This window comes from Streptomyces sp. NPDC088116 (assembly GCF_044741745.1).
Lineage (GTDB): Bacteria > Actinomycetota > Actinomycetes > Streptomycetales > Streptomycetaceae > Streptomyces.
In genome coordinates, this window is record NZ_JBIUTF010000001.1 from 314,413 (window position 1) to 328,797 (window position 14,385).

Genomic DNA, 14,385 nt, shown 5'->3' on the forward strand with positions numbered 1-14,385 from the left:
GGGCGGTTGTCAGTGGCGAACCGTAGGCTCGGCTCTGATGTCCACCACAAACGCAACCCCCGAGGTCACCGAGGGCCGGTCCGCCGTGCGTTCACTGCTGCGCCTGTGGCCGTACGTACGCCCGGTGCGCACGCGTCTCTTCAGCGCGGCGTGTGTCGCGATCGTCGCGTCCTGTATGAGTCTGCTGTTCCCGCTCGCCCTGAAGTGGATGGTGGACGGGCCGGTCGCGGACCGGGACCCCGGAGGTGTCTGGCTCGGGGCACTGATGCTGCTGGTGCTCGGGATAGTGGAGGCGGCGCTGTTCGGATTCCGGCGCTGGCTGGTGGCCCGGCCGCTGGCCGGGGTGGAGGCGGCGCTGCGGTCCGATCTCTACCGGCATCTGCAACGGCTCCCGGTGGCCTTCCACGACCGGTGGCCGTCGGGTCAGCTGCTCTCGCGCGGCACGACGGATCTGATGCTGCTGCGGTTGTTCCTGGCGTTCCCGCTGACGTTCCTGCTGGTCAACTCGGTCACGATCCTGGTCGGTTTCCTCATCCTGCTGATACAGGACTGGTCGCTGGGGCTTCTGCTCCTGGCACCGGCCGTGCCGCTGGTCATCCTCTGTTCGCTCTTCGAGTCGCGGTACGCACTCGTCGCGCGCCGGGCGCAGGACCAGGTCGGCGATCTGACGACGGTCGTCGAGGAGAGTGTGCTCGGCATCCGGATCGTCAAGGGTTTCGGCCGCCACCGCAGCCAGTCCCTCGCCTTCCGCGCGCTCGCCGAGCGGTTGCGCACGACGGAGCTGGGCAAGGCGCGGCTGCTGGCGGGCATCTGGGCCGTGATCATGACCGTTCCGGAGCTGGCGATCGGCGCGGCGCTGGTGCTGGGCACGATCCAGGTGGCGGACGGCGGACTCTCGGCGGGCACGCTCGTCGCGTTCCTGTCGACGGCGCTGGCGCTGCGGTGGCCGGTGGAGTCGATCGGGTTCCTGCTGGCGATGAGCCAGGAGGCGGCGACGGCGACCGATCGGTACTTCGAGGTGATGGACGTACGCGAGGAGGCCGAGACCGGGACGGGGACCGGGGCCGGGACGGGGACCGAGGCCGAGACCAGGACCGGGGCGAGGGGGCCGGTCGGCGGGCTGCGCTTCGAGGGGGTCTCGTTCCGGTATCCGGACGCCGAGGCGGACTCCGCTCCCGTCCTCGCGCACGTCGATCTGCACATCAGGCCCGGCGAGACCGTGGCCCTGGTCGGCGCCACCGGTTCCGGCAAGACCACGCTGACCGCGCTCGTACCGAGGCTCTACGAAGTGACCGGCGGCCGGATCACGCTGGACGGGGAGGACATCGCCCTGATGCCGCGTGAGCGGCTGCGGGAGCTGGTGTCGGTGGCGTTCGAGGAGCCGACGCTGTTCTCGGCGAGCGTGGCGGAGAACGTCCTGATGGGCGGCGGGGACGCCGGCGAGGACGCGCTGCGGCGGGCGCTGGAGGTGGCGCAGGCCGGTTTCGTACACGACCTGCCGCAGGGTGTACGGACCGAGGTCGGCGAGCAGGGGCTCAGCCTCTCCGGCGGCCAGCGGCAACGGCTCGCGCTGGCCAGGGCGGTGGTCGGGCGGCCACGTTTCCTGGTGCTGGACGATCCGCTGTCGGCGCTGGACGTGCACACGGAGGCGCTGGTGGAGGCGGCGCTGCGGCGGGTGCTCAAGGAGACGACCGCGCTGGTCGTGGCGCACCGGCCGTCGACGGTGATGCTCGCGGACCGGGTGGCGCTGATCTCGCGGGGACGGATCGCCGCCGTGGGCACCCATCAGGAGCTGCTGTACAGCAGCGAGGAGTACGCGTGGCTGATGTCCGGTACGGAAGGTGCGAACGGTACGGGCGGTACGGGGGCCAGGGAACCGTATTCCGGGAAGGGAACGGAGGCCGGTCGCGCGAGCGATCCCGAGGTTGCCTCCGGGGCCGATTCCGGGGCTGCCTCCGGGGCTGTTGAGGAGAGCGTCCGATGACCACATCCACGACCACGGACAGCGGCACGGACGGGCCCGGACCGGGGACGGGGGCAGGGACCGATACCGGGACCGATACCGGGACCGATACCGGTACGGATACCGGGACCGATGTCAGGAACGAAGCGGGCGGCGCCGGGACCGGCCCCACCTCGTCCGGCCGGCTCGCACCACCCGACGACCCCTTCGGCCAGGACGCGCTGCCCGCGCCCCCTGGCGCCACCGGCGCCCTGTTGCGGTCGTTGTTGCGCGCCCGGCGTAGGAGGGTCCTCGTGGCGGGGCTGCTCCTGCTGCTCCAGCAGGCCGCCGCCCAGGCGGGTCCGCTGATCGTCGCGTACGCCATCGACAGTGGCGTGCCCGCCTTCCGGCGCGGCGACAACGGTCCGCTGATCGCCGTCGGCGCCGGGTTCGCGCTCTGCGCGGTGGCCTCGGGCGTGTTCCAGTACGCCTTCATCCGTGCCGCCGCCCGGATCAACCAGGACGTGCTCCTCGATCTGCGCGGCCGTATCTTCCGCCATGCACAGGCCCTGAGCGTGGACTTCCACGAGCGGTACACCTCCGGCCGGCTGATCTCCCGGTCGACCACCGACGTGGAGTCCCTGCGCGAGCTGCTGAGCGAGGGGCTCCAGGAACTCATCGGTGTGGTCCTGGCCTTCGTCTACATCTCGGCGATGCTGCTCTACCTCGACCTGGGGCTCGGCTCGCTCGCCGTGGTCTCCTTCGTGCCGCTGTATCTGCTCGTACGGCTCTACCAGCGCCGGGCGGGCCGCATCTTCGGTGAGCGCTCCACCGCGATCGCCGCCGTCATCGTGAAGTTCGCGGAGACGATGAACGGCATCAGGCCGGTCCAGGCGTTCCGGCGCGAGCGCGCCAACGACGCGGACTTCCACACGCTCAACCACCACCACGAACGGAGCAACGGCAGCGCCATCCTGGAGATGGCCCGGTATGTGTTCGGTTCCCGGCTCGTCGCCAACGCCGCCGTCGCCGGGATCGTGCTCTGGAGCGCCTACCGGGTCGCGAGCGGCACCCTCGCCCTCGGGGTGCTCGCGGCGGCCGTGCTGTATCTGCGGAGGCTGTACGACCCGATCGACCGGCTCGGGATGTTCCTCAACTCGTACCAGTCCGCCGCCGCTTCACTGGAGAAGATCGCGGGTCTGCTGGCCCAGACGCCGACGGTGCCGGAGCCGTCGGAGCCGCGTGCGCTGCCCGCGCCGAGGGGCGAGTTCCCCGGCCGCGAGGCGGCCTTCGACGGGGTGAGCTTCGCGTACCGCACGGGCGGCGAGGTCCTCCCCCGCTTCGACCTGACGGTCCCGGCCGGCCAGACCGTCGCGGTCGTCGGCTCGACGGGCGCGGGCAAGTCCACCCTGGCCAAGCTGCTGGCCCGCTTCTACGACCCGACGGAAGGCCGGGTCCTGCTCGACGGAGTCGATCTGCGCGAGCTGGACACGGCGGAACTGCGGCGCGGGGTGGTGATGGTGACCCAGGAGGCGTTCCTCTTCTCCGGCACGGTCGCCGAGAACATCGCCATCGGCAGCCCGGACGCCTCCCGCGAGGACATCGAGCGCGCCGCCAAGGCGATCGGCGCCCATGACTTCATCAGCGGCCTGCCGGACGGCTACGACACGGACGTACGGAAGCGAGGCGGCCGGATCTCCGCCGGCCAGCGCCAACTGGTCGCCTTCGCACGCGCGTTGCTCGCCGACCCGGCGGTCCTCATCCTCGACGAGGCGACCAGCTCCCTGGACATCCCGGGCGAACGCGCGGTGCAGCGCGCGATGGGCACGGTCCTGCACGGCCGTACGGCGATGGTGATCGCCCATCGGCTGTCGACGGTCGAGATCGCGGACCGGGTGCTGGTGATGGAACACGGCCGCGTCGTCGAGGACGGCACACCGGACGAACTGATCGGTGGCACCGGCCACTTCGCGGGCCTGCACCGGGCCTGGCGCGACAGCCTGGCCTGACGCGCCGGGCTGGCCTGACGCGCCGGGCTGGTCGGTGCCGTGGCGGAGTTTTCGTCCGTCCACGGCCGGACGCTCTCCGTGAAACCGCCCTGACCACTCCACGGCCCGCCACGCTCCGGCCGCCCGGCGAACCCACGGGTCAGACAGCGAACTCCTGCTGGAGTACCGGGCTCACAAGCTCGTGGTCCTTCCGAGGGCTTGCAGCGTCCCCGCGGGTAGCCGGTCGTTGCCCCAGCTGCGCTCGATGTAGCCGATGATCCGCGCGACGTCTTCGGCGGGCACCCGCTCCGGTTCGCCGTGCTCGAGCGGATCGGAGTGGAAGATGTAGAGCCGCGAGGCGAACTGGTCGAACGGCAGTGACGCCTCGCCGAACCGCTCGCCGTTGCCCGCGGTGGAGACGACGACGCCGTCGCCCCAGTCCTGGCCGCTGTCGTTGTTCGGGTTGAAGAAATACACCCGCATGACGTCCTGCGGGTCCGGGGCGACCCGCAGGATCGTGATCGCGTGCCAGCCGACGTAGCGGGCCGCGCTGTCGGTGACGGCGACACCGGCCGGCTGCGGATGGATCAGCGGCTGCTCACCGTTGTAGGAGGGGTGGTAGCCGGCGTGGAACTGCCGCAGGAACTCATCGAGGTCGACCAGATTTCCCGTCGCGACGTCGACGTTGATGTGGAACCCACGGGCCGCCCACCAGCCGTGGAACTCGGGGTTGATCCACCGGTGCGGGTCCCCTGGCCGCTCGGCGCAGCGCCGCCCCATCTCGGCGTAGATCCGGTCCAAGTGGGGTACCACGAGCAGCGACACGGGTTCCAGGTCCATCGGCAGCGTGCTCGCGACTCCGCTCGCGCTGTCCTTCGACGAGATGGGCTGACCCTCGAAGTGCATGAGGATCTCGTCGTCGCGGGCCGCCCAGACCACCATTTGCAACAGGTAGTCCGGGTCGTTGTAGGACCACATCGACAGCGCGCGGGCCGACTGGCAGGTGGGGTTGTCGCCTTGACCGACGCCGAGCGGCTGGCCCAGCATCGAGAGCACCCCCGCGACCAGCCGCGCCTGCGGCCCCGGCACCTCGCCGAAAACCGTCGTCAACCGCTCCCGCGCGACCGGGGAGAGCTCGAGCGCCAGCTGGCGCCAGAGCGCGGGCACCACCGGCCGCTCGTAAAGGATGCCGCGGTCGAGCAGCAGTGCCAGCCCGTAGATGCATTGCGCGGTCTGCGGATGCACGGCCACCTCGATCAGCCGGTGCACCAGTTGGCTGTAGCGCAGCAGGCAGTTCCGGCCGGTGTCGGACAGCCCGAGCGCCTCACCGACGAGGTAGTCGCTCTCGCGCAGGAGGAACCGGAGCAGTTCCGCGTGGTACGGCGACACCAGGCCGGTGTCGTGCATCGCTCGCGCGAACCCCGTCGCCTCGTACTGGAGGCCGCCGGCGTCCATCGCCTCGAGCCGGGAGCGGAAGACGTCGATGCCCGGGTCGTCCCGGCACGCCTCGGTGGTCCCGAACAGGCTGGTGATGAGCCGGTCGATGCCCAGCCCTGACGACACGCCAAGAGCGACGTCCGGGTCCTCGCGGTAGACCGCGATCCGGGTGATCAGGGACTGCACCGCCTCGACCTGGATCGGACGCTGGCGCAGGATCCGCCATATCTCGTCGACCAGGTTGTCGAGGATGCTCTCGTAACCGATCTCGTCGGCGAGGCGGCGGAACAGGTCCCGGATGAGCTGTGCGGTCCGGCCCTGCTGGGTTCGCTCCGCCTCGCTGGGCGCGGTGAACAGCAGCTCCAGGTTCATTGCCAGTACCTGGGACAGGAACTGGCGGGCGTCCTCGGCGGGCAACGTCGGGTGCGCGAAGTCGCCGCGGGCGACGGCGAGCATCCGCAGTTCGCTGGTCGCCTCCATGACAACGGTGTCCGCGTCTCCGCTGTGCAGGCTCGGGCTGACCAGCGCCGGAATAAGGATCTCCGGTGACGCCCAGTCCGTCTCCTGGAAAAGCCCGGCTTCCTCAAGGGCCTGCGCCCTGGCCTGGACCGCCGCGGCGCCGCCCGGCTGCATGAGCACCCGCCGCAATGCTTCCAGGACCCGCCGCAGTTTCGTGTGCTTGCCGAAGTCGCGGGTTTCGGCCATGGCCTGGATGGCGTCGTCGAGTGAGGTCACGCGCTTGTCCAGCGTCGTGGCCTCATCGCTGACGTCGACGGTCGGTTTCAAAGGGTTTCCTCGGGTAGGTCTCCTGCGTCCACGGGGTCGTCAGACGTAGAAGTCGAGCTCTTCCTGCTTCTTCAACAGGTCGCGCATCCGGTAGGGGTCCTCACCGAAGAAGTACAGCAGGCCCCAGTGGGTGCCGAACGCGGTCCTCTTGGTGACGGTTTCCTCGAGCGGCTTCGAGAGGTCGTGCGACTCGTAGTAGTCGTCGTCCGCGGTCTCCTCCGGGATCTCCAGGTCGCTGACGACGCGGCGGCGCGGGTAGACACCGAAGCAGCCGGCGACCCCGGACGCGTCGACGACCTCGCGCGGGAAGAAGGCGTCGATCTCCTCCTCGGTGGTCTTCGGGTCGAAGGCCAGCACCAGCCCATGGTAGGCATTGAACCCGTACGCCCGCTCCAGCAGCTCGAACACCTTGAAGCCCGGTGGCCGGTAGGCGACCTCGCCGAAGTACATCTCGCCGTCACTGGTGACGAAATACTCTGGGTGCACGAATCCGAACTCGATGTCGAACGCCTTGATGAGCTTCTCGATCTGCGCCGTGATCTGCGGGCGGTACCGCTCCAGTTCCGGGGTCGCCGGCATGAACACCGAATATCCCAGCGTGACGTATTCGGAGATATTGAGGAACTTGATCTTCCCGTTGTGTATCCACGCCTCGACCGCGAACTCCCAGCCATCGAGGTGGGATTCCATGAGAACCGGGAACTCCTCTTCCGGAATCATGTCGACCTCGTCCGGGGTGCGGATGACGCGGTGCCCGAGGCATCCTGCCTTGTCGAATGCCTTGAGATGGATCGGGTCGTTCGGGTCACCGTCCAGCTTGAGCAGGGTCTGATTAACGCGCTTGAGGAAGCGGATCACGTCGTCCCGGTCGTGGGCTTCCTCGAATATTCCGACCCGGATGCCGCCGAGTTGCGCGCGGCGCTTCATCAGCGCCTTGTCCCGCAGCAGCATGGCCTGACCGTACAAACGCGGGTTGCCCAGCAGAACGGAGTTGATCGCCCCTGCCCATTCCACCGTTTCCTCGAACAGCGGGATCGCGACGTCGACACCCTCGTTCTGCAGAGTCTCGGCGATCTCCAAGGAGCGGTCGTTGAGCCGTTCGAAATTCCACGGCAGGTAGGGGATGTCGTGGTCGACGCAGTACTTCTCGGCCCACTCCGGTGCCACGACGACGTATCGCCGGTCGAACCGGTCGAGGGCTTCCACCGCGTTGAGACTCCAGCCAAGAAGCGCTACATAACCTTTGTCGGGGTTCCTGGTGGCCGGTTCGACCTGTGTCATAGACCGTCTCTCCTTCGGCGCGTGCGCTGGTCGACGGCGTGGCTTGCACCACCGTGCCCGGCGATCTGCCGCGCAAGCACCTCCTTCCCGCATGCAAGCACCTCATTCCCGCTATTCCCTCGCGCAAGGACGAAGACGGCACGTTCGCGCGGATACGCCTCCCGCTCGGGGTGCCGGCGGGAGGCGGCCGAGCCCGCCGACCAGAGCCCCCGAACAGGGCCTGCACCTGCACGGCCCGTGACCTCCACCGGCCACCCGGAGGATGAGATTACTCACGCCGGACAACACTGACCGTGCTCACACAACCCGGAATTCGGCATCGCCCCAGGAACTACCGCTCGCAAAGTCGTGGAGCCAACAGGGGCGGCTGTCCGCGTCTTACCACCGTCACTCGGGCAGGTTCAGCTGCCAGGAGACACCGAAGCGGTCGTTCACCCAGCCGAACTTGGCGCTGAAGCCGTACGAGCCCAGCGGCATGAGTTCCGCTCCCTGTTCGGCGAGGGCGCCGTAGAGACGATCGAGCTCGGCCTCGGTGTCGCATTCGACGAAAAGCGATACCGCCGGAGTGAACCCGAATTCGTGCTTGACGTGGCTGTCGATGCACATGAACCGCTGTCCGGCGAGCGAGAACGTGGCGCGCAGGACCGTACCCTCCTCGCCGGGACCGTCGGCGCCGTAGCGGTAGATGTCGACGACCTCGGCGTCCTCGAACAGCGACGTGTAGAAGGTCAGCGCCTCCTCCGCCCTGCCCTCGAACATGAGGAAAGTGGTGATCTTCTGTGGCATCGAAGCCATGGTGCTGCCCTCCGGGTGCTGGCGCTGGTCCTCGGTGACGAGGCTAAGGGCCGTCCCGTAATCCCTGGTGGATCAGCGTGCGGCGCCAGATGCGGTGCATCGCGAGGCGGAGAGGCGTCCGCACACTGGATGCATGTGGACGTTCCGACAACGCGGCGAGGCGCCGTAGCTGTCGTCGTGCGCCCGCCGGGATTGCGGGACAGCCCTTAGCCCCTGCCTCCGACATGGGACCCGCCTGGACTCCGTGCAGGTCAGGCGGACGGGGTGGCGAAGTAGTGGCCTTCTTCGAGGTCGTCGATCAGTCCGGGCCGGGTCGGCTGCCAGCCCAGCAGCTCGCGGGTGTACGCGCTGGAGACGGGGCTGTCCATGGCGAGGAACGCGGCCAGCCAGGTGAAGTGCCCGGCCGCTTCGTCGGGGGCGAGCGAGGCCACGGGCAGGCCGAGGTGCCGCCCGATCACCTCGGCGACGGTACGGATCGGTACGCCCTCGTCAGCGGTCGCGTGCAGCGTGGAGCCGGCCGGAGCGCTCTCCAGAGCCAGCCGGAAGAGGTGCGCGGCATCGGACCGGTGCACGGCGGGCCAGCGGTTGGCGCCGTCGCCGATGTAGCCGGAGACGCCCTTCTCGCGGGCGATGGCGACCACGGTGGCGAGGAAGCCGTGGTCCCCGTCGCCGTGCACGGTCGGAGGAAGCCGTACGACCGCCGAGCGGACGCCGCGCTCCGCGAGGGCGGCCGTCACCTGCGCGTTGGCCAGCCGCTTGGCCGGGCCGCCGGTCGCGTGGGCGCCGACCTGGCCGGATGCCTGGCCGTCCCGCTCGGTGGCGAGCTGCCCCGGCGCCAGCCCGAGCGTCCCGGAGGCGATGAGGAACGGGCGGCCGGAGCCGGCGAGCGTCTCGCCGAAGGCGTCGATGGCACGGCGGTCCGCGTCGGCGGCCTCCTCGAAGCCGCCGCTGAACGCGATGTCGTGCTTGAAGGCGAGGTGGATCACGCCGTCGGACTCGGCGGCCGCGCCGCGCAGGGTGTCGAGGTCGTCGAGCGAGCCGCGGCGCACCTCGGCGCCGGCCTCGATGAGGGCGGCGGCCGAGGCGTCCGAGCGGGCGAGCCCGACGACCTGGTGGCCGGCGCCGATGAGCTCCGGAACGAGGGCCGAGCCGATCCAGCCGGACGCGCCGGTGATGAACACACGCATGAGGAGAACCTCCTGGGCAGGCCGACCGCCCTCGCCTCGGGTGGTGCCGAGCACGGGGGATACCGAGGCGCGGGACGTGCGGCGAACGAGACCATGTCAGCAACTGTCATCAACCGTAACACCTGATGTCAGCGACTGCCATCACGTAGGATCGGGGCATGGGCCGATGGGAACCGAACGCGCGCGGGCGCCTTGAGCAGGCGGCGCTGGACCTCTACAGCGAGCGCGGTTTCGAGCAGACCACCGCCGCGCAGATCGCCGAACGCGCGGGGCTCACCGAGCGGACGTTCTTCCGGCACTACGCCGACAAGCGCGAGGTGCTGTTCGGGGGTGCGCACACGCTGGAGCAGATATTCGTGGACACCCTCGCCGGCACCCCGGACACGGCCGCGCCGATCGAGGCGATGGCCTCGACGCTGGAGACCGTCGCCGCCATCTTCCTGGAGCGCCACGAGCACTCCCGGCAGCGCCAGGCCGTGATCATGGCGAACGCGGAGCTGCGCGAGCGCGAGCTGATCAAGCTCGCGTCGCTGTCCGCGGCGCTCGCCGCCACACTGCGCCGACGCGGCGTCAAGGACCCGGCCGCCACCCTCACCGCCGAGGCGGGCATCGCCGTCTTCAAGGTCGGCTTCGAGCGCTGGGTCGGCGACAGCGGGGATCGCGCCCTGGCGGATTTCCTGCGGGAGTCGCTCGACGAACTGAGGGTCGTGGCCGCGGGCGGGTGACGAGGTCCGGCCCGTGCCGCCGCGCTCCGGCCGGGAACCGACCGTAAGGAGAGCCCCATGACAGGCGAGCGGCACGAGGCACCGGACAGCACCGCGGTACGGGTGGCCCTCTGGCGGGCGATGCACGTACGGGTCGATCCGCCGCCCCACGTCCTCAAGGACGAGGTCGGCCTGCGCCTGGTGAACCCAGACGACGGATGGCGGGGGCGCCCGGACATGGACCCGCGCGCCACCGGCGCGTTCCGGGCGGCCATCGTGGCCCGTGCCCGTTTCATCGAGGACCTGGTCGTCGAGCAGGCGGGCCGTGGCGTCGCCCAGTACGTCGTCCTGGGGGCCGGACTGGACACCTTCGCCCAGCGCAGGCCGGAGATCGCCGCCCGGCTACGGGTGTTCGAGGTGGACCGGCCGGGCCCCCAGGCCTGGAAGCGCCGACGTCTGACCGAGCTCGGCTACGGGGTCCCCGACCGGCTGCGCCTGGTGCCGGTCGACTTCGAGGCGAGCGGGGACTGGTGGAAGCAGCTGTCCGCCGCCGGCTTCGATCCCGGCCGGCCGGCGGTCGTCGTCTCCACCGGCGTCAGCGTGTACCTCACCAAGGACGCCACCGCGGCCACCCTGCGCCTGCTCTCCGGACTCGCGCCCGGCTCGACCCTCGCCATGACGTTCATGCTGCCGACCGGACTTCTCGACGCCGCCGACCGGCCCGCCCTTGAGGCGACCAAGCCGAAGGCGCGGGCGGACGGAACGCCGTTCATCAGCTTCTACACCCCGCGCGAGATGCTGGCACTGGCCCGCGACGCCGGCTTCGAAGACGTCCGGCACGTGCCGGGAACCGCCCTCGCCGAACGCTACTTCGCCGATCGGACCGACGGCCTGCGCCCGTCGAGCGGGGAGGACCTGCTGGTGGCCACCACCTGACGCTCCCGGGCCGAGCGGCGCGCAGACTTCCGCACAGTGCGCTCCGGCGCACCGGGCTCACACCGTACGAGACGCTCCACAGCCACCTCACAGTTCTCGCCTATGTCCAAGGGCTGTCCATGGCCGCGGAGTTGGCGACTCCGGCCCGGCGGGACACCGGCCCCTTGGGCGGGGAGTGGATGGAGCGGATCGAGCCACAGTTCGACGCGACCACGGCGAGCGGCGTCCATTCCCTGCTCAACGCCCTGTTCACACGGGACACATGCGCATTCGCTCTCGACCGGCTCTTTGAATTGGGGCTGCGGCGAACATGCGACGGCTTCGCCGTAATGATCGCCGAAACGTCCGTTTAACGAACCCGCAATTTTGGGCACCGGACGGTTTCCGGCCAACTTGTTGACGCGCTCCTGACAGAAAAGCATCGCACCTGACACTCTTCCCCCGTTCTCCGCACCACTTGCTCCGCGTGCACTGTCCGGACGGCCTTCCGTGCTGTCCGATCCCCCTCGCAGAAGGAGTTCGCGTGAGACCCACGCCCAGCCGGCGCGCCACCGCCGCCGGCGCTCTGATCGCCGCAGCAGCCCTGCTGACCGTAGGTGTGCAGGCCGGCACCGCCACCGCACAGCCCGACAGCGCACCCGCGGCCCCCGTCGCGGGCAAGGCCGATCCCGGCGCGCTGCCGCGGAGTCTCTCCCCCGCCCAGCGCGCCGCGTTGATACGCGAGGCCGACGCCGGCAAGGCGGAGACCGCCAAGGATCTCGGCCTCGGCGCGCAGGAGAAGCTCGTCGTCCGTGATGTCGTCCAGGACGTCGACGGCACCACCCATACCCGCTACGAGCGCACCTACCAGGGCCTTCCGGTACTCGGCGGCGACCTGGTCGTCGCCGCGTCGAAGGCGGGCGCCACCCGCTCGGTGAGCAAGGCGTCCCGCTCCGCCCTGAAGAATGTCGCCACCACGGCGGACATCGCCCCGGCCGCCGCCGAGAAGCAGGCGCTGAGCGCCGCCGCCGCGGACGGTTCGAAGAAGACCGAGGCCGACCGCGCGCCGCGCAAGGTCGTGTGGATGGCGCAGGGCTCCCCGACCCTCGCGTACGAGACGGTCGTCGGCGGTCTCCAGCACGACGGCACCCCGAACGAACTGCACGTCGTCACCGACGCCGCCACCGGCAAGAAGCTGTACGAATGGCAGGCCGTCGAGAACGGCGTCGGCAACACCCAGTACAGCGGCACGGTCACCCTCGGCTCCACCCAGTCGGGTTCGACGTACAACCTCACCGACGGCGGCCGCGGCAACCACAGGACGTACAACCTGAACCGCGGCACCTCGGGCACCGGCACGCTCTTCTCCGGCGCCGACGACGTCTGGGGCAACGGCGCCGCGTCCAACCTGGAGACGGCGGGCGCCGACGCCGCCTACGGCGCCGGTCTGACCTGGGACTACTACAAGAACGTGCACGGCCGCACCGGCATCCGCGGCGACGGCGTCGGCGCGTACTCCCGCGTCCACTACAGCAGCGGCTACGTCAACGCCTTCTGGCAGGACAGCTGCTTCTGCATGACGTACGGCGACGGCTCGGGCAACGCCAAGCCGCTGACGTCCATCGACGTGGCCGCCCACGAGATGTCCCACGGTGTCACCGCCAACACCGCCAAGCTGGTCTACAGCGGCGAGTCCGGCGGCCTGAACGAGGCGACCTCCGACATCTTCGCCGCGGCTGTCGAGTTCTACGCCAACAGCCCGCAGGACCCGGGCGACTACCTGGTCGGCGAGAAGATCGACATCAACGGCAACGGCACTCCGCTGCGGTACATGGACAAGCCGAGCAAGGACGGCGCGTCCAAGGACTCGTGGTACTCCGGCATCGGCGGTGTCGACGTCCACTACTCCTCGGGCCCGGCGAACCACTTCTTCTACCTGCTCTCCGAGGGCAGCGGCGCCAAGACGATCAACGGCGTCTCCTACAACTCCGCGACCTCCGACGGCCTGCCGGTGACCGGCATCGGCCGGGCGAAGGCGGAGCAGATCTGGTTCAAGGCGCTCGCCACGAAGTTCACCTCCACGACCAACTACGCGGCGGCCCGCACCGGCACGCTCGCGGTCGCCGGTGAGCTGTACGGCACCACCAGCGCCGAGTACAAGTCCGTCCAGGACGCCTGGGCCGGCATCGCGGTCGGCGCCCGCCCGGGCAGTGGCGGCTCGGGCGGCACGGCCTTCGAGAGCACCACGCCCATCGCCATCCCGGACAACGGCGCGGCGGTCACCTCCTCGCTCGCCGTCACCGGAATCACCGGCAACGCCCCGGCCGCCCTCCCGGTGGACGTGAACATCTCGCACAGCTGGCGCGGTGACCTGGTCGTGGACCTGGTCGGTCCGAGCGGCACCTCGTACCGCCTCAAGAGCGCCAGCGGCAGCGACTCGGCGGACGACGTGGTCGAGACGTACACGGTGAACGCCTCCGCCGAGGTGGCCAACGGCACCTGGCAGCTGAAGGTGCAGGACACCGCGTCCCAGGACACGGGCACCATCAACAGCTTCAAGCTCACCTTCTGATCCGCTCGTCCGCCGATCGGCGCTCGTTTTCCGACCTGCGCTCGTTTTCCGACCTGCGCTCGATGTCCGATCGGCTCGTCCGCCGAGCCGTGCGCACCTGCTGAGCCGTCAGGCCGCTTGCCGTCCTGACCGCGCGTGCCGCCCGGGGTCCCCCCGCCCCGGGCGGCACACCGCTGTTTCGGGTGATGGCCTCGTCACGTAGCTTGACCAGGCACGAAAGGAGAACCCGATGAACTCATCAGTCGCACACCTGGTCCAGGCCATTCCGCCGGCCACCACCCCGCAACCCAAGGACTGGCAACAGGTAGAGAGCCAGGTCGGGGCGTCTCTGCCGAAGGACTACAAGCAACTCGTCGATGCCTACGGCGGAGGCAGTTTCGACGATTCGATCTGGCTCCTGGAGCCGTGGTGCGCCAACAGGTACTACGACCTCGTGACCGAGAACAAGGAGCGCCCCGAGATACTCCAGCGGCTCTGGTCGATGGGCGAACCCAAGCCGCCCGAGCTGGCGGAGGAAGGCGTCCGCGTCATCCCCTGGGCGCTGACCGAGAACGGGATGTACCTGTACTGGCTCGTCCGGCCCGGTCAGGACCCCGAGGACTGGACCGTGATCCTCAATGAGGGGCGCGGGCCCGAGTGGGAGCGTCACTCGGTGACGTGCGGTCAGTTCCTGGAGGGCGTGCTGTTGACGGGGGACGTCGAGTCCTCCTACTTCGGCGATCTCCCCGCCGATACGCACGAGTTCCGCCCCAGCCCCGTGTTCGCCTGACGCACCCGT

General features: G+C 69.8%; 10 protein-coding genes. 6 read left to right on the forward strand and 4 right to left on the reverse strand.

What is annotated here, in order from left to right; translation table 11 throughout:
- Positions 1-37: 37 nt before the first annotated feature.
- Both ACIOJD_RS01385 and ACIOJD_RS01390 read left to right on the forward strand, forming a co-directional pair.
- Positions 38-1,984 carry an ABC transporter ATP-binding protein gene (locus ACIOJD_RS01385; RefSeq protein ID WP_401907632.1) on the forward strand — a complete coding sequence of 649 codons (1,947 nt, stop codon included), beginning with the start codon at positions 38-40 and terminating at the stop codon, positions 1,982-1,984.
- Positions 1,981-3,951 carry an ABC transporter ATP-binding protein gene (locus tag ACIOJD_RS01390; protein WP_401907633.1) on the forward strand — a complete coding sequence of 657 codons (1,971 nt, stop codon included), beginning with the start codon at positions 1,981-1,983 and terminating at the stop codon, positions 3,949-3,951. The genes ACIOJD_RS01385 and ACIOJD_RS01390 overlap by 4 nt, the downstream gene beginning before the upstream one ends.
- 171 nt (positions 3,952-4,122) lie before the next feature.
- Here the strand turns inward: ACIOJD_RS01390 and ACIOJD_RS01395 are convergent, their stop codons facing one another.
- The 4 genes from ACIOJD_RS01395 to ACIOJD_RS01410 form a co-directional block, all read right to left on the reverse strand.
- Positions 4,123-6,153, reverse strand: a complete 2,031-nt coding sequence (locus ACIOJD_RS01395; RefSeq protein ID WP_401907634.1) for a hypothetical protein — start codon at positions 6,151-6,153, stop codon at positions 4,123-4,125.
- Between the two features lie 39 nt (positions 6,154-6,192).
- Positions 6,193-7,434, reverse strand: coding sequence for an acetyl-CoA carboxylase biotin carboxylase subunit family protein (locus tag ACIOJD_RS01400; RefSeq protein WP_401907635.1), 1,242 nt, complete (start codon positions 7,432-7,434; stop codon positions 6,193-6,195).
- Positions 7,435-7,821: 387 nt separating this feature from the next.
- Complete coding sequence (locus ACIOJD_RS01405) at positions 7,822-8,220, reverse strand: VOC family protein (protein ID WP_401907636.1); 399 nt, start codon at positions 8,218-8,220, stop codon at positions 7,822-7,824.
- 260 nt (positions 8,221-8,480) lie between these two features.
- On the reverse strand, positions 8,481-9,416 hold the full coding sequence (locus ACIOJD_RS01410) for an SDR family oxidoreductase (RefSeq protein ID WP_401907637.1): 936 nt from the start codon (positions 9,414-9,416) through the stop codon (positions 8,481-8,483).
- 158 nt (positions 9,417-9,574) lie between these two features.
- Between ACIOJD_RS01410 and ACIOJD_RS01415 the strand changes: the two genes are divergently transcribed.
- From ACIOJD_RS01415 to ACIOJD_RS01430, 4 genes are all read left to right on the forward strand, one after another.
- Complete coding sequence (locus ACIOJD_RS01415; protein WP_401907638.1) at positions 9,575-10,141, forward strand: TetR family transcriptional regulator; 567 nt, start codon at positions 9,575-9,577, stop codon at positions 10,139-10,141.
- Positions 10,142-10,198: 57 nt separating this feature from the next.
- Complete coding sequence (locus ACIOJD_RS01420) at positions 10,199-11,056, forward strand: class I SAM-dependent methyltransferase (RefSeq protein ID WP_401907639.1); 858 nt, start codon at positions 10,199-10,201, stop codon at positions 11,054-11,056.
- Positions 11,057-11,579: 523 nt separating this feature from the next.
- Entirely contained in the window at positions 11,580-13,607 is a 2,028-nt protein-coding gene (locus ACIOJD_RS01425) for a M4 family metallopeptidase (protein ID WP_401907640.1), read from the forward strand.
- Between the two features lie 229 nt (positions 13,608-13,836).
- Positions 13,837-14,376, forward strand: a complete 540-nt coding sequence (locus ACIOJD_RS01430) for an SMI1/KNR4 family protein (protein WP_401907641.1) — start codon at positions 13,837-13,839, stop codon at positions 14,374-14,376.
- Positions 14,377-14,385 lie beyond the last annotated feature (9 nt).

Excerpts from the sequence above, each read along its gene's own strand:
- ACIOJD_RS01385 (WP_401907632.1), top strand. The coding sequence starts at position 38 with ATGTCCACCACAAACGCAACCCCCGAGGTCACCGAGGGCCGGTCCGCC.
- ACIOJD_RS01390 (WP_401907633.1), top strand. The coding sequence starts at position 1,981 with ATGACCACATCCACGACCACGGACAGCGGCACGGACGGGCCCGGACCG.
- ACIOJD_RS01420 (WP_401907639.1), top strand. The coding sequence starts at position 10,199 with ATGACAGGCGAGCGGCACGAGGCACCGGACAGCACCGCGGTACGGGTG.
- ACIOJD_RS01430 (WP_401907641.1), top strand. The coding sequence starts at position 13,837 with ATGAACTCATCAGTCGCACACCTGGTCCAGGCCATTCCGCCGGCCACC.
- ACIOJD_RS01410 (WP_401907637.1), bottom strand. The coding sequence starts at position 9,416 with ATGCGTGTGTTCATCACCGGCGCGTCCGGCTGGATCGGCTCGGCCCTC.
- ACIOJD_RS01405 (WP_401907636.1), bottom strand. The coding sequence starts at position 8,220 with ATGCCACAGAAGATCACCACTTTCCTCATGTTCGAGGGCAGGGCGGAG.
- ACIOJD_RS01415 (WP_401907638.1), top strand. The coding sequence starts at position 9,575 with ATGGGCCGATGGGAACCGAACGCGCGCGGGCGCCTTGAGCAGGCGGCG.
- ACIOJD_RS01400 (WP_401907635.1), bottom strand. The coding sequence starts at position 7,434 with ATGACACAGGTCGAACCGGCCACCAGGAACCCCGACAAAGGTTATGTA.